Annotated in this window: 22 protein-coding genes; 12 read left to right on the forward strand and 10 right to left on the reverse strand. The window is 36.3% G+C overall.

The features are described from left to right. Positions 1–124 precede the first annotated feature (124 nt). From proS to dnaJ, 5 genes are all read left to right on the forward strand, one after another. Entirely contained in the window at positions 125–1,600 is a 1,476-nt protein-coding gene (gene proS / locus FW781_RS14805) for a proline--tRNA ligase (protein ID WP_149388134.1), read from the forward strand. Between the two features lie 118 nt (positions 1,601–1,718). Further along, the gene (locus FW781_RS14810; RefSeq protein ID WP_149388135.1) at positions 1,719–3,047 is read left to right on the forward strand and encodes an OmpA family protein; all 1,329 of its coding nucleotides are present in this window, start codon (positions 1,719–1,721) and stop codon (positions 3,045–3,047) included. A 113-nt stretch (positions 3,048–3,160) separates the two neighbouring features. Next, positions 3,161–4,495, forward strand: a complete 1,335-nt coding sequence (locus tag FW781_RS14815) for an Nramp family divalent metal transporter (protein WP_149388136.1) — start codon at positions 3,161–3,163, stop codon at positions 4,493–4,495. A 665-nt stretch (positions 4,496–5,160) separates the two neighbouring features. After that, positions 5,161–5,700 (forward strand): nucleotide exchange factor GrpE, encoded by a 540-nt coding sequence (locus tag FW781_RS14820; protein ID WP_394349733.1) that lies wholly within the window; start codon positions 5,161–5,163, stop codon positions 5,698–5,700. Between the two features lie 101 nt (positions 5,701–5,801). Next, positions 5,802–6,920 (forward strand): molecular chaperone DnaJ, encoded by a 1,119-nt coding sequence (gene dnaJ / locus FW781_RS14825; RefSeq protein WP_047381308.1) that lies wholly within the window; start codon positions 5,802–5,804, stop codon positions 6,918–6,920. Positions 6,921–7,067: 147 nt separating this feature from the next. Here the strand turns inward: dnaJ and FW781_RS14830 are convergent, their stop codons facing one another. Continuing rightward, entirely contained in the window at positions 7,068–7,952 is an 885-nt protein-coding gene (locus tag FW781_RS14830; protein ID WP_149388138.1) for a DUF808 family protein, read from the reverse strand. Positions 7,953–8,107: 155 nt separating this feature from the next. Between FW781_RS14830 and FW781_RS14835 the strand changes: the two genes are divergently transcribed. The 3 genes from FW781_RS14835 (at position 8,108) to FW781_RS14845 (ending at position 11,030) form a co-directional block, all read left to right on the forward strand. Continuing rightward, positions 8,108–8,584 (forward strand): tetratricopeptide repeat protein, encoded by a 477-nt coding sequence (locus FW781_RS14835; RefSeq protein ID WP_228720204.1) that lies wholly within the window; start codon positions 8,108–8,110, stop codon positions 8,582–8,584. Between the two features lie 126 nt (positions 8,585–8,710). Then, positions 8,711–10,102 (forward strand): serine hydrolase, encoded by a 1,392-nt coding sequence (locus tag FW781_RS14840; protein WP_149388140.1) that lies wholly within the window; start codon positions 8,711–8,713, stop codon positions 10,100–10,102. Positions 10,103–10,151: 49 nt separating this feature from the next. Continuing rightward, entirely contained in the window at positions 10,152–11,030 is an 879-nt protein-coding gene (locus FW781_RS14845) for an alpha/beta hydrolase (RefSeq protein ID WP_149388141.1), read from the forward strand. A gap of 270 nt (positions 11,031–11,300) precedes the next feature. Here FW781_RS14845 and FW781_RS14850 read toward each other — a convergent pair whose 3' ends face one another. The 5 genes from FW781_RS14850 to FW781_RS14870 all read right to left on the reverse strand — a co-directional run bounded on the left by FW781_RS14850 (position 11,301) and on the right by FW781_RS14870 (position 16,409). Beyond that, positions 11,301–11,999, reverse strand: a complete 699-nt coding sequence (locus FW781_RS14850) for a DedA family protein (RefSeq protein WP_149388142.1) — start codon at positions 11,997–11,999, stop codon at positions 11,301–11,303. Positions 12,000–12,085: 86 nt separating this feature from the next. Beyond that, positions 12,086–13,198, reverse strand: a complete 1,113-nt coding sequence (gene prfB, locus FW781_RS14855) for a peptide chain release factor 2 (RefSeq protein WP_047381300.1) — start codon at positions 13,196–13,198, stop codon at positions 12,086–12,088. Between the two features lie 126 nt (positions 13,199–13,324). Continuing rightward, complete coding sequence (locus FW781_RS14860; RefSeq protein ID WP_149388143.1) at positions 13,325–13,819, reverse strand: hypothetical protein; 495 nt, start codon at positions 13,817–13,819, stop codon at positions 13,325–13,327. A gap of 16 nt (positions 13,820–13,835) precedes the next feature. Then, on the reverse strand, positions 13,836–14,942 hold the full coding sequence (locus FW781_RS14865) for an NAD(P)/FAD-dependent oxidoreductase (RefSeq protein WP_149388144.1): 1,107 nt from the start codon (positions 14,940–14,942) through the stop codon (positions 13,836–13,838). A gap of 111 nt (positions 14,943–15,053) precedes the next feature. Then, positions 15,054–16,409 carry an ATP-binding protein gene (locus tag FW781_RS14870; RefSeq protein ID WP_149388145.1) on the reverse strand — a complete coding sequence of 452 codons (1,356 nt, stop codon included), beginning with the start codon at positions 16,407–16,409 and terminating at the stop codon, positions 15,054–15,056. Between the two features lie 116 nt (positions 16,410–16,525). Here FW781_RS14870 and FW781_RS14875 point away from each other — a divergent pair, with 116 nt between their 5' ends. The 3 genes from FW781_RS14875 to FW781_RS14885 all read left to right on the forward strand — a co-directional run bounded on the left by FW781_RS14875 (position 16,526) and on the right by FW781_RS14885 (position 19,024). Then, positions 16,526–17,428 carry an ABC transporter ATP-binding protein gene (locus tag FW781_RS14875; protein ID WP_149388146.1) on the forward strand — a complete coding sequence of 301 codons (903 nt, stop codon included), beginning with the start codon at positions 16,526–16,528 and terminating at the stop codon, positions 17,426–17,428. A 2-nt stretch (positions 17,429–17,430) separates the two neighbouring features. Then, positions 17,431–18,276: an ABC transporter permease gene (locus FW781_RS14880; protein WP_149388147.1), complete on the forward strand. Its 846-nt coding sequence runs from the start codon at positions 17,431–17,433 to the stop codon at positions 18,274–18,276. A 118-nt stretch (positions 18,277–18,394) separates the two neighbouring features. Beyond that, positions 18,395–19,024: a hypothetical protein gene (locus FW781_RS14885; protein WP_149388148.1), complete on the forward strand. Its 630-nt coding sequence runs from the start codon at positions 18,395–18,397 to the stop codon at positions 19,022–19,024. Positions 19,025–19,065: 41 nt separating this feature from the next. Here FW781_RS14885 and msrB read toward each other — a convergent pair whose 3' ends face one another. The 4 genes from msrB to FW781_RS14905 all read right to left on the reverse strand — a co-directional run bounded on the left by msrB (position 19,066) and on the right by FW781_RS14905 (position 21,533). Continuing rightward, positions 19,066–20,163 (reverse strand): peptide-methionine (R)-S-oxide reductase MsrB, encoded by a 1,098-nt coding sequence (msrB, locus tag FW781_RS14890; protein ID WP_149388149.1) that lies wholly within the window; start codon positions 20,161–20,163, stop codon positions 19,066–19,068. A gap of 17 nt (positions 20,164–20,180) precedes the next feature. After that, positions 20,181–20,624, reverse strand: a complete 444-nt coding sequence (locus FW781_RS14895; RefSeq protein ID WP_149388150.1) for a DUF417 family protein — start codon at positions 20,622–20,624, stop codon at positions 20,181–20,183. Positions 20,625–20,703: 79 nt separating this feature from the next. Then, positions 20,704–20,973: a hypothetical protein gene (locus tag FW781_RS14900; protein WP_149388151.1), complete on the reverse strand. Its 270-nt coding sequence runs from the start codon at positions 20,971–20,973 to the stop codon at positions 20,704–20,706. 5 nt (positions 20,974–20,978) lie between these two features. Continuing rightward, entirely contained in the window at positions 20,979–21,533 is a 555-nt protein-coding gene (locus tag FW781_RS14905; RefSeq protein ID WP_149388152.1) for an RNA polymerase sigma factor, read from the reverse strand. Positions 21,534–21,814: 281 nt separating this feature from the next. On the opposite strand from FW781_RS14905, the gene alaS reads away from it, so the two are divergent. Beyond that, positions 21,815–24,418: an alanine--tRNA ligase gene (gene alaS, locus FW781_RS14910; protein WP_149388153.1), complete on the forward strand. Its 2,604-nt coding sequence runs from the start codon at positions 21,815–21,817 to the stop codon at positions 24,416–24,418. The last annotated feature ends 247 nt before the right edge of the window (positions 24,419–24,665 follow it).

A 24,665-nucleotide genomic window follows, 5' to 3' on the forward strand; every position in this document is an offset into this window, starting at 1 on the left:
TTTAAATTATATTTGCAATCTGTACCAAAAATGTACCAAAATACTGGTAAAAAAATCTATCAAAAATAGATTTTTATTTTTAGATAACAATAATGTACAAAAGTTAAAAAAATTAAAAAAAATAATGGCAAAATTAACCTCAAGAAGCGAAGATTACAGCAAATGGTATAATGAGCTGGTTGTAAAAGCTGATTTAGCTGAAAACTCAGGCGTGCGCGGATGTATGGTGATCAAACCGTATGGCTATGCAATCTGGGAAAAAATGCGTGATGAAATGGATAAAAAGTTCAAAGAAACAGGTCACGTTAACGCATACTTCCCGCTTTTTGTGCCCAAGAGCTTGTTTGAGGCAGAGGAAAAGAATGCAGAAGGTTTTGCAAAAGAATGTGCTGTTGTTACCCACTACAGATTAAAAACCGATCCGGACAATCCATCCAAACTGATTGTGGATCCGGATGCGAAACTGGAAGAAGAACTTATCGTTCGTCCTACTTCAGAAGCAATTATCTGGAATACTTACAAAAACTGGATTCAGTCTTACAGAGACTTACCAATATTGATCAACCAATGGGCGAATGTTGTTCGTTGGGAAATGAGAACACGTCTTTTCTTAAGAACAGCAGAATTCTTATGGCAGGAAGGCCACACTGCTCACGCTACAAAGGACGAAGCTGTTGAAGAAGCAGAAAAGATGAATAAAGTATATGCAGATTTTGCAGAAAACTTTATGGCAATGCCGGTAATTCAGGGGTTAAAAACTCCATCTGAAAGATTCGCAGGAGCTGATGAAACCTATTGTATTGAAGCATTAATGCAGGACGGAAAGGCTTTACAGGCTGGAACTTCTCACTTCTTAGGTCAGAATTTTGCAAAAGCATTTGATGTAAAATTCACTAATAAAGAAGGAAAAATAGAACATGCATGGGCTACATCATGGGGAACATCAACTCGTTTGATGGGAGCTTTGATTATGACCCACTCTGATGATTTCGGATTGGTACTGCCTCCTACTCTGGCACCGATTCAGGTCGTAATTGTTCCGATCTTTAAAGGAGAAGAGCAGCTAGAGCAAATCAGTGAAGTGGCTCTGGATATTCAGGCTAAACTGAGAGCTAAAGGTATTTCTGTGAAGTTTGACAATGATACTCAGAACAAACCGGGCTGGAAATTTGCAGAGTACGAATTGAAAGGAGTTCCTGTAAGAATCGCAATGGGACCAAGAGATCTGGAAAATAAATCTGTGGAAATCGCGAGAAGAGATAATCTGACGAAGGAAGTTTGTTCTATCGAAGGTCTGGATTCTTATATCGAAGAACTATTGAAAACAATTCAACAGGACCTTTACAATAAAGCATCTGAATTCAGAAAAGATAATATGACGAAAGTTGATACTTATGAAGAATTCAAAAAAGTTCTTGAAGAGAAAGGTGGATTTATCTATGCTCACTGGGATGGTACAGCTGAAGAAGAGGAGCAAATCAAGGATGAAACAAAGGCAACAATCAGATGTATTCCTTTGGATGATGACATAGAGGAAGGAATTTCTTTAATTTCCGGAAAACCTTCTAAGAGACGTGTATTATTCGCAAAAGCTTATTAACAATTTTAATGATTTAGAAAAAAATCGTTAATTTTTAAAGAAATATTCAAAAAAAAATGACATTTGGACGGATTTTTGTTTAAATTTATCTCAACATTAATCAAAAAAATTTATTATTATGTCTTTAAATGTCATTGATTTAATTAAAGGACAATTAGGTCCCGCTTTAGTTTCACAGGCTGCATCGCAGTTTGGAGAAAGTGAATCCGGTATTTCTAAAGCAATTGGCGGATTATTACCTGCTGTAGTAGGTGGATTAGCCAATAATGCAGATAAGCCTGGCGTTGTGGATGCTATTACACAAGCCTCTTCAAGTGGAATTTTAGGAAATTTGTTAGGCGGATCGTCCAGCAATCCTATTATTTCTAACTTGTTGTCTTCAATTTTTGGAGATAAAATAAGTGGATTAATCAACTCCATTGCCAGTTTTTCTGGAGTAAGCAATACCACAGCAGGTTCTTTGTTAAACCTGGTGACTGGAGCTACGGTTGGAACGGTTGGAAAATATGCAGCAGACAATAATTTGGGTGCTTCAGGTGTTTCCAGCTTACTAAACGATCAGAAAGGCATTATTTCTTCCTTACTGCCGGCAGGTCTTTCTTTGGCTTCCTTTGGATTAGGAGCTGAAAATTGGTTTGGCCAGGCGAAAGAAACAGTTTCTTCGGTAACTTCTACTGCTAAAGATAACATCGCAGAAGGTGTTGCTACAGCAAGAGAAAATGTTTCGGAAGGAGCAAGAGAAGTGAGAGAAAGATTTGAAAATAATAACAATAATAATCAAGGCGGAGGCTCCATCTGGAAATGGCTGCTTCCGCTTTTACTGTTATTGGCAGCCGGATATTTCTTATGGAAACAGTGCGAGAAAAAACAGACGACTACTACAACTACGAGTACGTCTGACTCAGCTGCGACCAGTTCTACTGCAGATACAGCTACAACAGGAACTGCAACACCTGTTCCGGCTACAGCCAAAACCGATGAAAACATTGATCTTAATGGTGTAATGTTAAAAGGTTATAAAGGCGGTATGGAGGATCAGATGATTACTTTCCTGAAATCCGGAGCTTATAAAAATGCAGCTGATGATTCAGCATTGAAAGATAAATGGTACGATTTCGACCATGTTAATTTCAAAATGGGAAGCTCTACTGAGCTTGAAGCAGGTTCTCAAGGACAATTGGATAACTTAGTGGCTATCCTTAAAGCTTTTCCTGATGCAAAAATCAAAGTGGGAGGCTACACAGACAAAACAGGAAACGAAGCTTCTAATGTAAAATTGTCAAAAGCCAGAGCTGAGTACATCAAAGCCGCTTTAGCCAAAGCTGGAGTTGGAGCTCAGGTAATTGCTGCTGACGGTTACGGAAGTCAATTTGCTACAGTAGATGCAAAAGCTTCTGATGCAGAAAGAGCTGCAGACAGAAAAATGTCTGTAAGATTTGCAAAATAATCTTTAGATTCAATAAAAATTAGATCCCGGGAAGTAATTTCCGGGATTTTTTTATGTCATGATTTCTTTGTTTACATTTATTTAATTAAATTTGTTAGTCATTTCTAACATTTATGAATTTCAATATAAAAAACGCCTGGCGAAAAGATAAAACATCTCATTCCTTATCAGAGGTTTACTCATCTATCAAAGTTCCTAAAAATGCAAATTTCTGGAGGAAGTATCTTGCATTTGCAGGACCAGGGCTGATGATTGCCGTAGGATATATGGATCCGGGAAACTGGGCTACGGATATCGCCGGAGGAGCCCAGTTTGGGTATACCCTGCTATCCGTAATTCTTATTTCCAATATTTTCGCAATGGTTCTCCAGCATTTATCCGTGAAACTCGGAGTGGTTGCCGAAAGAGATCTTGCACAGGCCTGCAGAGATCACTTCAGCCCTACTACCAATTTTATTCTTTGGGTATTTTGTGAAATAGCCATTGCCGCCTGTGATCTCGCCGAGGTTATTGGTTCCGCCATTGCATTAAACCTGTTATTTCATATTCCGCTGACCTGGGGAATTGTCATCACCACAGTGGATGTCTTGATTATTCTCTTACTTCAGGCCAAAGGTTTCCGATGGATTGAAAGTATTGTAGGAGGTCTTATATTCATTATTCTGGCCTGTTTTGTCTATGAAATCGTTATTTCTAAACCTGCTTTCAATGAAATTCTGGGAGGATTGGTTCCACAAAAGGAAATCATTCAGAATCCCGCAATGCTTTATATCGCCATCGGGATCTTAGGAGCTACAGTGATGCCCCACAACCTGTATCTGCACAGCAGTATTGTACAGACCAGGGATTATACCCGAGATACGGCAGGAAAAAAAGAAGCTATAAAGTTTGCTACTCTGGACAGCACGGTTTCATTGATGCTGGCATTCTTCATTAATGCCGCAATCCTTATTCTGGCAGCGGCCACATTCCATACAACAGGAAATGAGCATGTTGCAGATATCCATGATGCCTATAAAATGCTGACTCCAATTTTAGGAGCTTCCATGGCAAGTATTGCGTTTGCTATTGCTTTATTGGCATCCGGGCAAAATTCTACGTTGACAGGAACTCTTGCAGGACAGATCGTAATGGAAGGTTTTTTAAATATCAGATTAAAACCATGGCTGAGAAGACTTATCACAAGACTTATTGCTGTAATTCCGGCCCTTATTGTCGCTATTCTTTATGGCGAACAGGGAACAACCGAATTGTTGGTTTTAAGCCAGGTGATTTTATCCATGCAGCTGAGTTTTGCTGTTGTCCCATTGGTAATGTTTACTAATGATAAAGCGAAAATGGGAGAATTTGTCAACAAACCGTTTCTCAAAATCTGCGTATGGGCAATTTCTATTATTATCATTGTTTTAAACCTGTATCTTTTGTATCAAACGTTTACAGGAGAATAAAAAATACAACTATAGTTTTTAGATTGACTATTGGGCATTATTAAGTGAATGGTCAATGGTCAATTTTTGCTTCGCAAAGTCAATTTTTAAATCTCAAGCTACAGCAAATTCACAAATGTAACGAATTGACGTATTTAAAATTGATCATAACTAAAGTGAATAGTCAATGGTCAATTTTTGCTTCGCAAAGTCAATTTTTAAATTATACATCTACAAATTCGCAAGCGTAGCGAATTGACGTATTCACAATTGATTATAACTAAAGTGAATGGTCAATGGTCAATTTTTGCTTTGCAAAGTCAATTTTTAAATCTCAAGCTACAGCAAATTCACAAACGTAACGAATTGACGTATTCACAATTGATCATAACTAAAGTGAATGATCAATGGTCAATTTTTGCTTCGCAAAGTCAATTTTTAAATTATACATCTACAAATTCACAAGTGTAGCGAATTGACGTATTCACAATTGATTATAACTAAAGTGAATGGTCAATAGTCAATTTTTGCTTTGCAAAGTCAATTTTTAAATCTCAAGCTACAGCAAATTCACAAGCGCAGCGAATTCATTTATTCACTATTCACCATTACCTATTTTTCTGCCTTAATGTCCAGATTTCAGATTTGGCAGGCTCTTTGTCAAACAATCAGTAAATAAATATTGAATTATGGAAAACCAGGATATTAACGAAGAAAGCATCAATAATCAGGAAGAAAACACTATTCAGAATGACGCAACATCTCAGGACAATGTGACAGCTGCTCCTTCGCCGGAGGAACTTTTGGCAGAAGAAAAAGACCGTTACATCAGATTGTATGCTGAATTCGAAAACTATAAAAAAAGAACAAGCAAAGAAAAGATGGAATTCTTCCAGTATGCGAACCAGGAGATGATGGTTTCAATGCTAGGAGTTTTGGATGATTTTGAAAGAGCATTAAAGGAAATTGCTAAAAACGGAAATCCGGCTGACCTTCAAGGGGTGGAACTGATCTATCAGAAATTCAAAAATAAACTTACTGAAAAAGGCTTACAAACAATGGAAGTAAGAGCTGGTGACAGCTTTAATGTTGATTTCCATGAAGCGATTACTCAGATCCCTGCTCCGTCAGAAGATTTGAAAGGAAAAATCGTAGACGTTATTGAAACGGGATATACTTTAGGTGATAAAGTAATCCGTTTTGCAAAAGTAGTAACAGGAAATTAAAATTAATAAATGATAAATGGTGAGTGATAATTGATGAATGTTTCACTTATTAGCTTTACAATATCTTTTATCATTTATCAACAATCAATTATAAAATTGTCATGTCAAAAAGAGATTATTACGAGGTTCTTGAGATCAGCAAATCTGCATCGGCCGACGAAATAAAAAAAGCATACCGTAAAATGGCTATCAAATTTCACCCGGATAAAAATCCTGGTGATAAGGAGGCTGAAGAAAAGTTTAAAGAAGCTGCTGAAGCTTACGAAGTCCTGAGCGACGATCAGAAACGTGCAAGATATGACCAGTTCGGTCATGCCGGAGTAGGTGGAAACGGTGGTTTTGGAGGCGGAGGCTTCGGAGGCGGAATGAACATGGAGGATATTTTCAGCCAGTTTGGAGATATTTTTGGTGGTGGTTTCGGAGGATTCGGTGGCGGCGGTGGAGGCCGTCAGCAGGTGAAAGGTTCTAATTTAAGAATCAGAATCAAGCTGAACCTTGAGGAAATGGTAAATGGTACTCAGAAAACCATCAAAGTAAAGAAAATGAAGATGGCAGAAGGTGCCACTTCAAAAACATGTCCTACCTGTAATGGTTCCGGTGTTCAGTTAAAAGTAATGAATACCATGTTCGGTCAAATGCAGACTCAAACAACCTGTAGTACTTGCCAGGGAATTGGAAAAGTTGCTGACAAGATTCCTGCAGGAGCCAATGCACAAGGTCTTATCAAAGATGAAGAGGAAATCACAATCAATATCCCTGCAGGGGCAAGAGACGGTATTCAGCTTAATGTAAGAGGAAAAGGAAATGATGCTCCATTTGGTGGAATTCCGGGAGATTTATTGGTGATCATTGAAGAGGAAGTAGATCAAACGATCAAGAGAGAAGGAGATAATCTTCATCAGGAACTTTATGTTTCATTTGCTGAAGCAGCTTTAGGAACTAAAAAAGAAATTCCTACTGTTGGCGGAAAAGTAAAAATTACCGTTGATCCGGGAACCCAATCCGGAAAAATCTTAAGATTGGCAGGAAAAGGGCTTCCAAGCATCGACAGTTATGGTAAAGGAGACATGTTTATCCACATCAATGTATGGACCCCTCAAAAGCTTACCAAAGATCAGAAAGACTTCTTTGAAAAGCAGATGTCCAGCGGAGAAATGGTTGCAGAACCATCCGGAAAGGAAAAAACTTTTTTTGATAAAGTAAAAGATTTATTCAATTAATATATAAAAGAGACTTTTTGCAAGTCTCTTTTTTTTAAGTTCAAAATTTAAAATTCAAGGTTTAAATCTTGAGCCCAATCATAAAAAATCCTGTACTCTCACGAATACAGGATTTTTTTGGTTATTTAATTCTAATTCTGTTTTATTTTATTTTTTTATCGCCAGGGAATAGATTCCTTTTCCTAAAGTGAAGACAGCAACCGCTGCCAATCCGCCAGCAACTCCAAGCGTAAGCTCTTTCAAAACATCCGGCCAGGTTGGAAGTATGCCATGAAAAAATTCTACTCTGTGTAGAAAAATTCCACCAGCAACCATTATTAAAGCAATTGTTCCGACAACTCCTAATATTTTAATAACAATAGGTAAAGCCTTCACTAATAGATGCCCAAGCCTCCCGAAAAAACCTTTATCATTACTTTTTTTAATTAATTTAAAGCCCGCATCATCCATTCTTACAATCAAAGCTACAATTCCATAAACTCCAACAGTCGCAATAAACGCCACCAGGCTCGTTACTAAAATCTGCGTAATGAAAGGATGACTTTCTTCCAATACGGTTCCTAAAGCAATAATAACGATCTCGATTGATAAAATAAAATCCGTTGTAATAGCAGACTTTACTTTCTCTTTTTCTATTTCTTCAGAACTTTTTTCGTCTTCTACAATTTCCTCTATAACTTCATGACCCTTTTTTTCACGATGAAAAAGAAATTCTATTATTTTTTCAACTCCTTCAAAGGCCAGATAGAATCCTCCAAGGATCAATACATAATTGATAGCCGGAGCATACAGCCAATTGAGTAAAAAAACGACAGGCAAAATGATCAGTTTGTTGATAAAAGAACCTTTAGTAATTGCCCATAGAACAGGAATTTCCCTTGAAGAAAGAAAGCCGGTGGCTTTTTCTGCATTTACAGCAAGGTCATCTCCTAAAATCCCTGCTGTCTTTTGGGTAGCAATCTTGCTGGTAACTGCTACATCATCCATCAATGCTGCAATATCATCTAAAATTGCAAAAAAGCCTGATGCCATATTTTAATAATTTTTTAATCTTTGTTAAGTCTAGCAAAAATAAATATTTAATTCCGTTTTTGGATTCATAATCCTACAATTATTTTAAAAATTATAAGAGTGATTAAGCAATGCTCAATTTTCAATATTTTATATCTTTGTTTAAAATCTATCCGATGGATGAAAACTGGGAAACCCAATTACAAAGTATATGGCTAAAACTTGGAACAATACCCAATGAAGAGTTTATTCACCAAATTAAAAATCATGTAGAATTATTAACGGATTTCCAGGCTATTGCTGATTTTGAAAGAGCCTGTGCTTTTGACTCGACCGGACATGAAAAGGAAGCGGAACCTTTGTACAGATCTGCGCTAGATAAGGGTTTAACTGGTTTACGAAGAAGAAGAGCAAGAATCCAGCTGGCAAGTACCCTAAGAAATAATGGAAAACTGGAAGAAAGTATTCATATTTTAAGGGAAGAAAAAGCTAATTATTCTGATGAACTGAATGATGCTGTAGACTCTTTTTTAGCCCTGTCCCTTTCTTCAGCAGGAGAGACTAAAGAAGCGCTGTCTATAGTATTAAAAGCAATTTCAAAACATTTGCCCAGATACAATAATTCTCTGAGCCGCTATGCTGAAGACCTATAATCCTAAACAATAGTCGAAATAACCTCTGACATTTCTGCCAGGTATGATTTTCAAGCCCTTAACAGACACAGAATTGTGCACTATCAATATTAAGCTAATTTTAACCGTTTTTAAAACCTGATACCTATGCAACGTCAATTTCATATTTTAGCCTTAGGGTGTTTGCTTTATCTGTTCAGTACATTCTGTTCCACTTCAGAAGCCCAGACACAAGCTAATTTCAGCGGTTTTGATCAGGAAAAGAAAAAAGAAGAAATAGACAGCATTATAAAGGCCTATGCTGCAATTAATAAATTTAATGGAACTGCTTTGGTCCATTATCAGAATAAAAACATTTTTGAAAGATCTTACGGCTGGCAGGATGCAGAAAAAAAGATACTCAATCAGGACCAGAGTGTTTATCAGATTGCTTCTTTAACCAAATCTTTCACAGCCTTAATTATTATAAAGCTAAACGAAGAGGGTAAACTTTCTGTTAAAGATCCGATTTCAAAGTTTATTCCTGATTATCCGAGAGGAAATGAAATCACCATTGAGCATCTCCTTACCCATACTTCCGGAATTTATGAAGTATTGCGAAATAAAGAGTATTTCAGTCTGCTCCACACCGGAAAATCTATACCCAAAGACAAAGAGCTTTCTTTTTTTAAAAATGAGCCCTTGGATTTTGAGCCCGGCACTCAATTCTCATATACCAATTCAGGATATATTTTACTGGGAATGATTATTGAAAAAGTAACCGGACTTTCTTATGAAGAGGCAATAAGAGAAATCATCTTAAATCCTTTAAAGATGACACATACAGGCTTTAATTATCTAGCTCTGAAAAGCCCATACAAAACGGTACCCTATTCTTATATTTCAAAAACAAGACGGGAAAAAACTGAAGTATGGAATTCCACATTAACCGGTCCTGCAGGACAGATCTACAGTACCGTTGAAGACCTGTACAATTACTATAAGGGTTTAAGAGACTATAAAATTGTATCCAAAGAAGCATTTAAAAAAGCTACAACACCTTTTTTGAGTGGCTATGGCTACGGTTGGTTTATTGATGATCTTTATGGGAAAAAACTTATCAATCATGGTGGAAATATAGAAGGTTCCACAAGTTATTTCGCCATGCTTCCTGAGGATGATCTATGTATAATTCTTTTGAACAATATCACAAGTAAAAAACTGGAGAAAGCAGGCAACACTATTTTAGCCGCTCTTTTAGAACAGCCTTATACACTTCCACAACCTCAAAAAGAAGCCGTGCTAAGTGCTGATATACTTAAAAAATACGTGGGTGACTATAAGCTTGCCGATGATAGTTTGATTCATATTTTATATGAAAACGGTCAGCTTTTTATACAAAACAATAAAGATCCTAAAGTAAGAATGCTGGCTGAAAAAGAGGATGTATTTTTCCTGCAGGATGATGACACTGAAATTTCTTTTATTTTAAAAAAGGGAGAAAAAGACGTTATTACAATCAAAAAAGGGCTTTCCTCAAAAACAGCAGAAAAGTTATAATCACGCATTGGTTGTGTCATAATCCATAGATTTTTTTGTAATTTTAAGTATGAAAAAGCTCATTCTCAGGTATCATTTTTTTGTAATGGGATGCTTCGGTTTTCTGCTGCAGTCCTGCAATACAAAGTTCAGAGTCTGGGTAGGTCCGGGAGGTCAGCAGAAGATTTACAATTTGAAATATGGTGACCATAAAAGGCAGAAAATGGATGTCTTTCTTCCCAAAGATTATGCTGAAGAATCTCCTGTAGTACTTATTGTTCATGGCGGAGCCTGGACTTTAGGCAAAAAGGAACACATGATTCAGGTTCAGAAAATGCTTTTTGAAAACAGAATTCCGAGTATCAGCATGAATTACAGATTGGTTTCTGCAAAGAAAAAAATCACTTACAAAGAACAGCTTGAGGATATTGGCCTGGCGATTGAAAAATTCAACTCCCTGGCAGAAAAAGCAGAACTTCAGCCCAACAATTATATTCTTCTGGGAGAAAGTGCCGGTGGACATTTGGCGCTGCTTTACGGATATCAGCATGCTGAACAGATCAAAAAGATCATCTCTTTAAGCGGGCCAACAGATTTTTACAGCTCTGAATATCTTAAATCCTTTTATTCAAAATACACTTCTCCAACTTTTCAAAAAGTGGTAGGCAGTAAGTTTGACCGGAAAAAAATATCTGAAGCCTTTAAAGAAGCCAGCCCTATAGCCAATATTACCAATGTTCCTACCCTGCTGTTTCAGGGAAATAATGATTTTCTGGTGAATCAGCATCAGGGAATTGCCATGGATTCAGCGCTTACAAAAATGAAGGTGCCGCACAAATTTATTTTCATGAAAGGTGCCGGGCATGCTCCAAGATTTTTCAGTAAAAGAAAAAGAGACAGCATTATCTATCCGAATATTCTGGAATGGGTCAGAAATAGAAGTTTATAACTTTCTTCTATTCAACGCAAAGGATAAATAATTCGAACGTTTTATTTTTTTAAGGAAGTAAAGAGAAATGACTTTGCCACTGATGAAGCTTAATGATTATATACATCTGCTTAGAAAGAATCAATTTCATTGATTTCTCTTTGCCATCTTACATAATACTCTATAAAAATTAATCTTTGCGTTAAAAAAACAATCTTATTCAAAATCATAAGTAATAAAAAAGCCATCTCAATATTGAGACGGCTCTGTATTTTTTGATTGAATTTCTTTTTATTCAAAATCCTGGTCTTCGTATTTTTTAGAAAGATCTTCTTTTTTTCCGAAAACAAACTTGAAGATTACCGGAAGTGTTGTTACCAATACAATAACGATGATGATATACTCCAGCTTTTCTTTTAAGTTGATTCCAAACTGCTCCATAAAGAGTTTATCCAGATAATGTCCGGCAAAGATCAAGATAAATGACCATAATACAGCACCAATAATATTATCTCTTAAAAACTCTTTTTTATCCATCTTCACAATTCCTGCTACAATAGGGGTAAAAGTTCTTACTACAGGTAAGAATCTCGCCATAATAATAGCCAGAGCTCCATGTTTTTCAAAGAAATCATGCGCCTGGTAAAGATATTTTTTCTTGAAAAGCATTGAATCCGGTCTTTTATATAAAGCAGGTCCTGCCTTTCTTCCAAAATAATATCCTACTTCATTTCCAATAATAGCGGCAAGCGCTACTCCCGATGCTAATAATGTAGTATCTAAGAAATCGCTCCCTGTAGAGCCAAAAGTCTCTTTGATGATTTCAACAGCATAAATTCCTGAAACGAACAAAAGTGAATCTCCTGGCAGGAAAAACCCTACAAAAAGTCCTGTTTCAGCAAATACGATAAACAAAATAAGCCAAAACCCTCCCATTTTAATATAAAACTCCGGGTTTAATAAATCCTTCCAGCTATTGAAATCTTCCATAAATATCGATGAACAACAAAAGTAGGTCTAAAATATCTGAAACAAAAATTAATTATAAGATTTTAACTAAAATTCAGACATGATTTTTATAAGTCGAGGTCATCATCGGAAACTGCCGTCCCATCGGCCATTAGAAATGCTTTTAAGAATGGGGTAAGATTCCCGTTCATTACGGCATCCACATCTGAAGTTTCATGACCTGAGCGTACATCTTTTACGAGTTTGTAAGGATGCATTACGTAATTTCGGATCTGGCTTCCCCACTCGATCTTCATTTTGTTGGCTTCTATCTCATTTCTTGCCTTCATACGCTCTTCCAATTCCATTTCGTAAAGTCTTGAACGAAGGAGCTGCATGGCTTTTTCTTTGTTCTGAAGCTGGGAACGGGATTCTGAGTTTTCAATGATAATTCCTGTTGGTGCGTGGCGAAGACGTACAGCGGTTTCCACCTTGTTTACGTTCTGCCCACCTGCTCCGGAAGATCTCATTGTTTCAAAAGAGATGTCAGCAGGATTAATATTAATTTCGATCGTATCATCTACTAAAGGATAGACATACACGGAAACGAAACTGGTATGGCGTTTTGCATTACTGTCAAAAGGTGAAATTCTTACTAAACGGTGTACTCCATTTTCACCTCTTAAATATCCAAAAGCAAATTCCCCTTCAATTTCCAGGGTAACAGTTTTCACACCGGCTACATCACCTTCCTGAAAGTTCAGCTCACGGATTTTATAGCCTTGTTTTTCTGCCCACATCGTATACATTCTCATCAGCATAGCTGCCCAGTCGCAACTTTCTGTACCTCCGGCTCCGGCTGTGATCTGAAGAACGGCAGAAAGCTCATCTCCTTCGTTGGAAAGCATGTTTTTGAATTCAAGATCTTCAATTTTTTCAACCAATTGCGGAAATGTCTCATCCAGCTCCTTTTCAGAATCCGGATCTTCCTTAGCAAAATCTACTAAAACCTGTATATCTTCAAACTGTGTCTGAATTTCATCATAGCCTTCCACCCATTTTTTTTTGGAACGAAGCTGCTTTAAGAATGCTTCAGCAGTTTTCGGATTGTCCCAAAATTCAGGTGCTGCTGTTTTCTCATCATCATTGGCAATTTCAATCTTCTTTTTTTCAATCTGAAGGTATCTGTGTAAGTCTTCAATTCTGGATTGAACTTCTTTTATCTGGTCGTTGTTAATCACGAATGTTTCTTTTTTGCAAAAATAAGGAATTCTTTTAGAGTGGAGTATTTTGAGTTTAAAGTTGCGGGGTTAAAGTTTTGAGTTCCGGTTGGAGGTTTATTAAGGTTTCAGAAATTGATTTAGAAGTCACGATTCCCTAAGAATTTTGGCTTCAAAGCTTATTCCAAGGTCTTCTTTTGATTTTTTACTTTCCATTTTGAAACCTATCATAGTTAAAGCATAGACAAATAATAACATCAATAAAGGAAGAAAAAATTCTACGGATATTTCTTTTGCTCTTATATCTCTTACAGATACACCTATGAAAAAAAGGAGGGCAAATGAGCACCAGACAAATAAGAAAAATAATACAAATGCATGTAATGACATAGTCACCTGTATTTGTGTCCCATCATTTTCTTTTTGAATTCTACCGCTTATTTGAGGAAGAAAAGAATTTCTGTATTGAATGACTTTGCTGATTTCAAAGCTATTATTATTCACAGAACCTTCATATTCTTTTATATAATTCTTTCCTAAACCAATTTTTTTGGGTTCTACAAAGCCAGAAAGTCTTGTTAAAACTTCCTGTTCGGATAAATTTGTTTTGTAAGTAATGCGTTCATATGGTAAGTATTTCATGGGTATATCATTTTATTTAAATCATGTCAGCCATTATTTCACCTATTTTCGGGGCTAAAGCAACCCCCATTCCTGAAAGTCTTACCGCGCAGAACTGTCTTTCTGAAAGTTGTTTTACAATAGGCGATTTTTCATCACCCATAGCCATAATTCCCGACCATCGAAGTACAATTTTAAAGTCTTTATAAGGAAGTATGACTTCTTTTAAAAAGCTTTCCAGATGATTCTGCAGGAATTCTGTCGTTTCAAAAGCTGTTGTTTCTTCGGTTTTAAAATCCTGATTTCTTCCACCGCCCAGCAGAATTTGGTTTCCTATATTCCTGAAATAATAATACCCTTCATCATAATGAAAAGTTCCTTTCAACCTCAATCCTTCTATCGGTTCTGTCAGAATAATTTGTCCGCGGGCAGGAATGATATTTTCTTTTTTCAGGAACGTGGAAGTGAATGCATTGGTGCAATAGATCATTTTATCTGCTTTTACAGAAATATCACCGGAAAAAAGAATCTCGACCTCAACGGTTGTTTCTTGAATATGTTCAGCTTCTGTTCCGAATAAAAATTCTACTTTCAGCTCATGACATTTTTCCAGCAGCTTCTGTAACAGCTTCCCTGAATGCAGGCTTCCTTCACAAGGATTTTCAATCAGAAATGCAGATTTCCCCAACCCAAACTGCTGTATTTTGTCCTGCTTTAAAGTATATGTCTGATCAAGACCAGTTATTGTTTTCAGCTTTTCATTAACGGTATCAATATGGGATAAAGGTTCTTCATTATTTAAAATTTCATAGCCTCCATTTAATTCAAAATCAATTTCATCATTTTTGAAATAATGCTGAATTTTCTGAAGACCTTCAAATCTCATTTTAACAAGCTCCAGAGTTTTTTCCCAGCCCATTTTCTGCGAATCGGCAATGACTTCGGTGAGGCTTCCGAAGCAGGCAAACCCGGCATTCCTCGTTGAAGCCCCCAGAGGAATGGTATTCCGTTCAATGATAAGAACAGATTTTTCAGGATACTTTTCCTTAATGGATATGGCCGTCCAGAGCCCGGAAAACCCGGCACCAATAATGATGACATCTCTTTTTCTGTAGAAAGTGTCCAGTTCCCAGATGCTGTTCATGAGTAATGAGTAATGAATGATGAGTAATTTTTTGTAAAATGTATAATGTAAAAAGTATTAATGTATGATGCAGCGCAGCCTTAAACCTTAAACCTTAAACTTTGAATTCCCTTACCCTTTGTCTTTTTCCTCTTCATTATGCTGAAATCCGATGGCTCTTTGCGGTTCTTCAACAACTCTGTAGGTTTCAAGCTCGCTCTTCAATGCCTGAATTCTAAACTTAAAATCATCAAAATTATTGATAATGGCATCGGCTAAGAACCGGGCCACCTGATCAAGATATTCTTCAGTAAGCTTGGAACCGGCATCCCTTAGAGCTCCACCCAGCAGATTCTGATCAATTTTCAGTTTCTCATTTCTTGTTCTTTGATAAAGATTTTTAATTCTTTTCTTTAAACTTTGTGTAAAATCTATCAGCATCGTATTACTGAAAGCTTTCATCTTTGAAGAGATTTCATGCCAGAAAGGAACTTTATCTGCTTTGTTGTTCTTAAGTATTTTGTAAAGTAAAGAATCTTCCTCCAATCCTCTGGTCATGGCATATAAAATGATTTCTGACCGCTCTGAAGCATTGGGAGGAAAAATAGGGATCATCACATCGAATCTTCCCGGAGCAAGAATTTCTTCGTCAATTTCTGCAACGGAATTGGCAGAACCTACCATAAGAACCCCTTCTTTTTCAAATTTTCCGATATAATGAAGAATAAGTTCCTGAGCTTCAAGATTGCAGGAAGCAACATCTGTTTCCGCTCTTCTCTGCATCATAATTTCATCAAAATCATCCATAAAGAGCAGCATTTTATTTTCCTTCATCATATTTAATAGAAAATCACTGAAGTTGATCTCATTTCCATCAATCAGTGAAGTTCCCAAATAGTGTTTTTTAACTTCCTTAAACTGATAACCAATAATTTCAGCAATCTTATTAGCCCAGAATATCTTACCGCTTCCCGGCGGGCCATACAAAATAATTCCTGCAGGCTTATTGATCCCCCAGTCTTTGATCTGCTGTGGATTCAGAAAGGGTTCCAGAACCGTAGATGTATAAAAAAACAGATCTCTGTATCCTATAAAATCTCTTTGCTGAAGGCTGGTTTTACTCCCGAAATAATCATAGACAAACTTGTAGTTTCCGCCTAACTTATTATCTATTCCATAGCTTGATATGGAAGATTTGAAAAAACCGTTATCAAAAATATTGAGGTTGTTATCTTTAATCACCTTTTCTACCTTGTCTTTAGGCTGATTGATGACTTTGGCAATCTGCTCCAGTGTTTTATTCTTGTCCAGATCTTTTTCATATAACCTTAAAAAATCTACATTTTCGCGGGCAAATTTTTCAAAATCGTCTTTTACTTCAAAATTCGTACTGACACAGTCTACCAATTCAAGATCAAAATCCTGTATAAACTGTTTTATGGCTTCTGCAGAAACATTTAGTTCTTCTGCCAGTTCAATTAGCTTCATAGGTGTTGATTAATTCTATCAAATTTAATGTATTTACCAATAAACTGACATTGATTTATGATAATTCTGTAACATTCTCTAATTTATATAGACTACTACTATGTAAAACAAATTACATGGAAAAGATTTTATCAGTAAAAAATTTGACAAAGAAATTCAAGAGAGTTGTAGTCAACAATATATCTTTTGATGTCGAAAAAGGAAATGTTTACGGACTGTTGGGTCCTAATGGAAGTGGAAAATCCACCACTTTCGGGATGCTGCTTTCAACGATTAATCCTACCAGCGGGGATTGGTTCTGGTTTGGCAAAAAAGGAACAGATCCGGAAACATTAAAAAAAATAGGAGCTATTATTGAGCAGCCTAACTTTTATCCTTATCTAAGTGCAGAAACCAACCTTAAAATTGTAGCTGAAATAAAAAAAGCACCTTATTCAAGGATTGATGAAGTACTGAAAACCGTTAATCTGTATGAAAGGAGAAAAGATACTTTCAAAACCTTTTCCTTGGGAATGAAACAGCGTCTTGCCATTGCTTCAGCTATGCTGAACAATCCTGAAGTAATGATATTGGATGAACCGACCAACGGACTGGATCCTGAGGGAATTATTCAGATCAGAGAAATCATTAGCGATATTGCCAAGCAGGGAATCACGATCATTATTGCCAGCCACCTTTTGGATGAAATTGAAAAAATATGCAGCCATGTGATTGTATTGAAAGAAGGAAACTCCATCTACTGTGGAAGAGTAGATGAAATGACTTCCAACAACGGATATTTTGAATTGAAAGCAGACAACAACACCTTACTTATGAATGCTTTGAATGAGCTTCAATGGTTCTCTTCCATCAATCAGGAAGGTGATCTTATCAAAGCTCAGATCCGTGATGATGCTTCTATTTCAGCTTCGGCAATGAACCAGAAACTGGCAGAGAAAGGAATCTATCTTTCTCATTTGACCAAGAAAAAATTATCTCTTGAATCTCAATTCCTTGAACTTGTAAAAAACACCCATTAGTCATGATAAAATTATTAAAACTGGAATATTACAAAAACCTGAATTACAAGCCATTTAAGGTTTTCACGATACTTTATTTCGCCATTCTTATTGCTTTACTTTTCATTGGACTGGTTGATTTTGATCTTTTCGGAAATACCATCAATTTAAAGGAACAGGGAATCTATAATTTTCCGGAAATCTGGAACTTTACTACATGGATTGTTGCCTTATTGAAAATTTTCCTGGGACTGATTATTGTTTTCTCCATTTCACAGGAATTCAGCAACCGGATGTTCAAACAAAATACAATTGACGGATTGAGCAGAAAAGAATTTATCAGTTCAAAATTACTGACCATAAGCATTTTCACCATTGTTTCTACAGTGATTGTATTTGGTATTACTATATTCCTTGGCTATCAATATTCAAATACCAAAGAATCTGCAAAGGTTTTTGCTGAGATTTTCTTCATTGGAAACTACTTTATAAAACTGTTTACCTTTTTCTGTTTCTTAATGTTCCTTTCCGTTTTATTGAGAAAATCAGTTTTTGTATTTCTTGCTCTATTTGTTTTCTGGATTGGCGAAGGAGTTTTATCAGCTGTTGAAGTTTTCACTAAAGTAAAAGGAATGCAGGGGCCACAAAGAAATGAAATTATTCAGAATGACTTTTTTATAACACATCTTTTGCCATTGGAAAGTATGTCTAACCTTATTCCTAATCCGATGATGAGATTAAATATGATGAAAATGATGGGGGTAAAATATGAATTTCACTACCCTACAGAAAGCCTTATTGCCTGTCTTGTGTGGTGTGCTATTTTTATATTCGGATCATACTGGATTTTGAGAAAAAGAGATTGGTAGATCTCAATGATTAGAATTAAAGATTTTATCATTAAAATATTTAAAGATTATTTTTAAGTGGTTCGTTTTCGGATCACTTTTTTTGGCTTAATATTTTCATTCTTTTCAAAAACTAACCATGAAAAAAATATTCTACGTACCCGGATTAATTAGTGCTATACTGATTCCTGTTCTTTTTTGGTATTATGGAAATCAAAAGTTTGAAGAGATTAACATTTCTGTTATAGACATTGGACTTCCTGCCAAAGAAAAAAAAGGAATCACAAATACCTTTGCAAGTTTTGAACCTTACAGAAACTGGGATTACAGGAAAATAAAAGTTGCTCCCGGAACAGCAGAACAGAACTCAAAATTATATGTTTCTGAACTGAAAAATCTCCAGAAAAGAAATGAGAAAGAGTCGGGTATTGAGTTTATTTTTGATCAAAATAATACCTATGGTGATTTTGTCGCAGTTTTGAATGATATGGAAATAGCGCAGCAAGCGCAGTATGCCATTGATCTGGAAAAAACAGGGCATATTTTTGCTGTCTATGACTATGTTGATCCCAAAATCCAACAACTTGATTATACTTCTTTTTCATGTTATGTATTTACCGGAGAAGAATATAATCCTTCATTTTTTGAAAAAACACAACAATTTTTAACCAAACTACCCAAAGAAAGTTATTATATAATCTTTGGTTTTTTACTATTCATGCATGTATCTATGCTCAGCATCAAAGAAAGATTTCAAACGCAACATTAATCCAAAATAAAAGGCTACCAGATGGCAGCCTTCCTTTCACATTACTTTTTATCTAACAACGGAAGATATTTTCCGTATCCTTTACTTTCCATTTCAGCTTTTGGAATAAATTTCAGCGAAGCACTGTTGATACAGTAGCGAAGTCCTCCCTTATCCTGTGGCCCATCTGTAAAGACATGTCCTAAATGGGCATCACCGGTTTTACTTCTTACTTCTACTCTGGTCATTCCGTGGGTACGATCCATTTTTTCATCAATCAAAGCCTTTGTAATCGGTTTTGAGAAACTTGGCCATCCACAGCCGGACTCAAACTTATCTGTAGAAATAAACAAAGGTTCTCCTGTGGTAATATCTACATAAATTCCTTCACGGGTTTCATTCCAGTATTCATTCTGAAAAGGTCTTTCTGTACCATTTTCCTGAGTAACATTATATTGTTCAGCAGTGAGTTTTTCTTTTAAAACTTTCTTATCCTGTTTTTGGTAGGCTGGCTTTGGAAGCGGATTGGCTTTTTTAGCCATTTCAAAAAGTCCCGGTTCAATATGGCAGTAACCGCCCGGATTTTTATCCAGATAATCCTGGTGATAATCTTCTGCTCTGTAGAAATTTTTCAATGGAATAGTTTCTACCAATAAAGGTTTATTATAGTTTTTCGCCAGTTTCTGAACTTCATCTTTTACAATAGCTTCATCTGTTTTGTTGGTAAAATAGATTCCGGTTCTGTATTGGTTTCCTCTGTCATTTCCCTGCTGATCTTTGCTGGTAGGGTCAATGGTTTTAAAATAAAGGTCAATTAACAGTTTCAGATCTACCTGCTCAGGGTCATACTTCACTTTCACGGTTTCAGCAAAACCTGTTGTATGGCTTACCACCTCTTCATAAGTAGGATTTTGGGTATTTCCGTTGGCATAGCCCACTTCTGTTCCTACAACTCCACGAATCTGTTGAAAAAAATGCTCGGTTCCCCAGAAACATCCCCCTGCAAAATAAATCTCTTTAACGTTTTTATTATCCATAATTTTCTCATTTTCTTTTTTTACTTCCACTGCATTGGACTTGTTTTTCTTAAAAAGCCCTGATCCCGCAGCAAACACTGCTATACCCAGAATGATTCCGAGTACAATTAATATATTTTTCATTTTTACCTTTTTATTCATTACTTATTATTTTGAACGATCATGAATCCAAATCCTAAAAGCATAAGATCTTTAAGAATAAAGAAATCCGTCACAGGCACTCCATCCACTATTTTCCACATTCCCGGTGTTGTAAACAAATAGCTTAATGTTACCAGAAAAGTCACAATCATTCCTACTCCTGCATACTTTTTCAATACAGCAAATTTCGCACTAAATACCAGGAGTAATGCAATGATAATTTCTATCGCTCCGATAAGATTTGACACTGCCTGGACGCTTATAATCTTATATACGAAAAAAGTTAAGAAATGGTTTTCCACCAAGGGTTTTATTGCAGCAGCTTCTGTAGGGGTAAATTTGAAAATACCAATCCACAATAAAATAAGTGCTGCTCCGAAAAGCGAGATATAATACCCGGTTCGGGCTAATTGATTTTTAGATTCCTGTACTGTTCCGACCATATTTTAAGATTTTAATTGAATACTTTATTGTTTTCAATAGTATAGTCGGAGCCTTTTTACAATCCTGACAGAATTTTTCTTAGAAATTTAATTTATTGATCATTTTATTTTTAAAGTCCTGAATTTCAGACTCATTTATTTCAGTTTTCTGTTCAGAAAATGTCTTTTTAAACACTTTATCCAGAAGTGCCAGTTTTTCATTGTACATTCTGCACCATTTGCAGATCATCAGGTGCATGCTGAGCATCCGGTTTTCTCTGGCAGAAATGGATTGGGCATTCCTTTTTTCCATCAGTAAAGTAGCCTCACTGCATGGTAAAAATAATATATGTAGTATTCTTCTTATCATTTTTCTTATGATTTTGAAAACCAGTTAAACTCCAGACATTCTCTGAGCTGCATGCGGCTTCTTTGCAAAATCTTCCAAAGATTAGTCGGAGAAACATTCAATTCCTGACTTACTTCCGGCGCTTTTTTTTCTTCGATATAATACATTTTTAGCAGGATCTTCCATCTGGAGGGCAATTCTTCAATACATTCCTCCAACGTTTTATTAAAATCTGCACTGTCTAAAAGCTCATCTCCTTCACCCGATACATTCCAGTCATTTAAAACATCATTTTGTTTCCAGGATCCTGTTTCATCAAAAAAATGATCAAGTCTGACATTAGGTTCAGATTTATACTTTTTCCGGTAAAAATCGGCTACTTTCCTATTCAGAATAGCCATCAGCCAGGTCAGAGGATTACTTTTCCCTTCAAAAGAATCATGAGCTGAATATGCTGCGAGAAAAACATCCTGAACAACATCCTGTGCATCTTCCTTATTAGAAAGTACATACAGTGCCCGCTTCAAAAGTGGCCCTGAATATTGCTCTATCCAGCTTTTCAGTTCTTCATCTTTTGTCATTGGAAGTTTTTTTGTCTTATCTCAGATCACAGCGAAGGTAATAAGTTAAACGGAAAACTGCAAAATTAGAAAGATTATTATTGATTACAGCCACGACAAACTTTATAGATTTTGAAAACCTATAAAGTTTCATAAAAAAGAAATTAAAAAATTCTAATCTGCCTTCCCATATCAAAAACATGCCCCATTCAAAACATAGTATAAAATTATTACAAATCGCTTAAAAATCTTAAATTTGCATCTTATCAAAATTTGATATTAAAAAAAGCAAAAGCAATACTATGACATCACAAGAGATACGTCAAAAATTTTTAGATTATTTTAAAAGTAAGGAGCATTTAATCGTTCCTTCAGCTCCTATTGTGCTGAAAGACGACCCTACCCTTATGTTTTCCAACTCCGGAATGACGCAGTTCAAGGATTTTTTCCTTGGCTACAAAACACCTACCGCCCCTAGAATTGCCGATACACAAAAGTGTCTGAGAGTTTCAGGGAAGCACAATGACCTGGATGATGTAGGTAGAGATACTTATCACCACACTATGTTTGAGATGCTGGGAAACTGGTCTTTCGGGGATTACTTCAAAAAAGAGGCTATTGCTTTTGCCTGGGAATTACTGACTGAAGTATACGGAATTCCAAAAGAAAATTTATACGTAACGATTTTTGAAGGGGATGCTTCAGAAAATCTGGATAGAGACCAGGATGCTTATGATTTCTGGAAATCCCACATTTCAGAAGACAGAATCATCAACGGAAATAAAAAAGATAACTTCTGGGAAATGGGTGAAAGCGGACCATGCGGACCGTGTTCAGAAATCCATGTTGACTTGAGAACACCGGAAGAAAAAGCTAAAGTTTCAGGACTTGAACTGGTAAATAACGACCACCCTCAGGTTGTTGAAGTATGGAACCTGGTTTTCATGGAATTCAACAGAAAGGCAGACAAATCGTTGGAGAAGCTTCCTGCTCAGCATGTAGATACAGGAATGGGCTTTGAGCGTCTTTGTATGGCGCTTCAAGGGAAATCTTCCAACTATGATACGGATGTTTTCACTCCGCTTATTGCTAAAGTTGAAGAACTTTCAGGCAAGAAATATACAGGCATTTTAGAAGACGAAAAAGATATTGCCATCCGTGTTGTGGTAGACCACATCAGAGCGGTTTCTTTTGCTATTGCAGACGGACAGCTTCCTTCAAGTGGAGGTGCGGGTTATGTAATCAGAAGAATCCTTAGAAGAGCAATCTCTTATTCTTACAGATTCTTAGGAATGAAAGAACCTTTCCTTTATAAACTTGTAGCCGTTCTTCAGGAACAAATGGGACCTTTCTTCCCGGAACTTGAAAAGCAAGGAAAACTGGTTACTGAGGTTATCAAAAGTGAAGAAGATTCATTCTTAAATACGATCGAAACAGGATTAATCCGAGTTGAAAAATTAATTCAGCAAACGATTGCAGACAATCAAAAAGTTTTACCTACTCTTGAGGTTTTCGAATTGTATGACACGTATGGATTCCCAGATGATTTAACAAGAATCATTGCGGAAGAAAAAGGATTAACTATTGATGAGGAAGGATTCGAAGCTGAAAGAGAAAAGCAGAGAAAGCGTTCTCAGCAAGATTCTGCTCAGAAAGTATATGACTGGGTAAACCTTGAATCAAAACCTGAAACATTTGTAGGATACGACCAAACTGAATCTGAAACGTATATTACAAGATACAGAAAGGTAGAAAACAAAGACGGAGAATTTTACCAGGTGGTGCTAAGCAACTCTCCTTTCTACCCTGAAGGAGGTGGACAGGTTGGAGACAAGGGTGTTCTTGAGAATGCTGTTGAAAGCTTTGAAGTATTGGAAACTAAAAAAGAAAACGGATTGATTATTTCTTTGATCAGTGGGCTTCCGAAAGATGCAGGTGCTGTTTTCTATGCTAAAGTAAACGCTTCTGACAGAAAAAATTCTCAGGCAAACCACTCTGTGACTCACCTTCTGCATGAAGCTTTAAGAGATGTTTTAGGAACTCACGTAGAACAGAAAGGTTCTTATGTAGGTCCGGATTATCTTCGTTTTGACTTCTCTCATTTCAACAAAATGACTGAGGAAGAACTGGCATTAATTGAAGAAAAAGTAAATAAAAAAATCAAAGAAAGTATTGCGTTACAGGAATTCAGAAACATTCCGATTCAGGAAGCTCTGGAGAAAGGAGCAATGGCTTTATTTGGTGAAAAATATGGTGACAGTGTGAGAATGATCCAGTTTGGAAGTTCAAAAGAACTTTGCGGGGGAACTCACGTAAAAAACACCAGCGAAATTGGTCATTTCAAAATCACTTCTGAAGGTTCTGCAGCAGCTGGAATCAGAAGAATTGAGGCTATTTCAGGAGATAAATCTGAAGAATATTTCAACAATCTTGAAAAACAGATCATTGAGCTTTCTCAATTATTAAAGTCTAAAGATGTTGTAAGATCTATCGAAAAACTGATGGAAGAAAACGCTTCATTGAAAGCTGAAGTAGATGCTCTTAAAAAGGAAAAGGCAAAAGGAGAAATCGGTGAATGGAAGAATGCTTATGAGCAGAAAGGCAACAAGCAGCTTCTTGTGAAGAAAACTTCTCTGGATGCAGGTTCTGTAAAAGACATCGTATTCCAGTTGAAGAGAGAAATCCCTTCTTCGGTAACGATTATTCTTTCTGATGCAGACGGAAAACCAATGATCACCGTTGGAGTTTCTGACGATCTGGCTGCAGATTATCAGGCTGGCGCTATTGTAAAAGATCTTGCAAAAGAAATCCAAGGCGGTGGCGGCGGAAATCCAGGTTTTGCAACAGCAGGTGGTAAAAACCTTGAAGGTCTGGAAAACGCTTATCAAAAAGCTTTGAATATCTAAAATAGAAACATCTATTATAAATTTTAGCTCCGGCTGTCTCAGAATTGAGACAGCCGGAGTTGCTTTTATGGTGAATAATGTTTTTTAAAGTAAAATTTTATGTTGAACGAAGCAGATGTAATATTTATACTTCTCACCGATCATGCAGATTTTCCCATAAACACATGCATAATCGTGAAATCAGCAGGAGATTAAAATAATTTTGAAAGCTATATAATGTTCGATACAAAACAATACAAGAGGTAAT

The sequence above is a fragment of the Chryseobacterium panacisoli genome (assembly GCF_008274625.1).
Taxonomy (GTDB): Bacteria; Bacteroidota; Bacteroidia; order Flavobacteriales; family Weeksellaceae; genus Chryseobacterium; species Chryseobacterium panacisoli.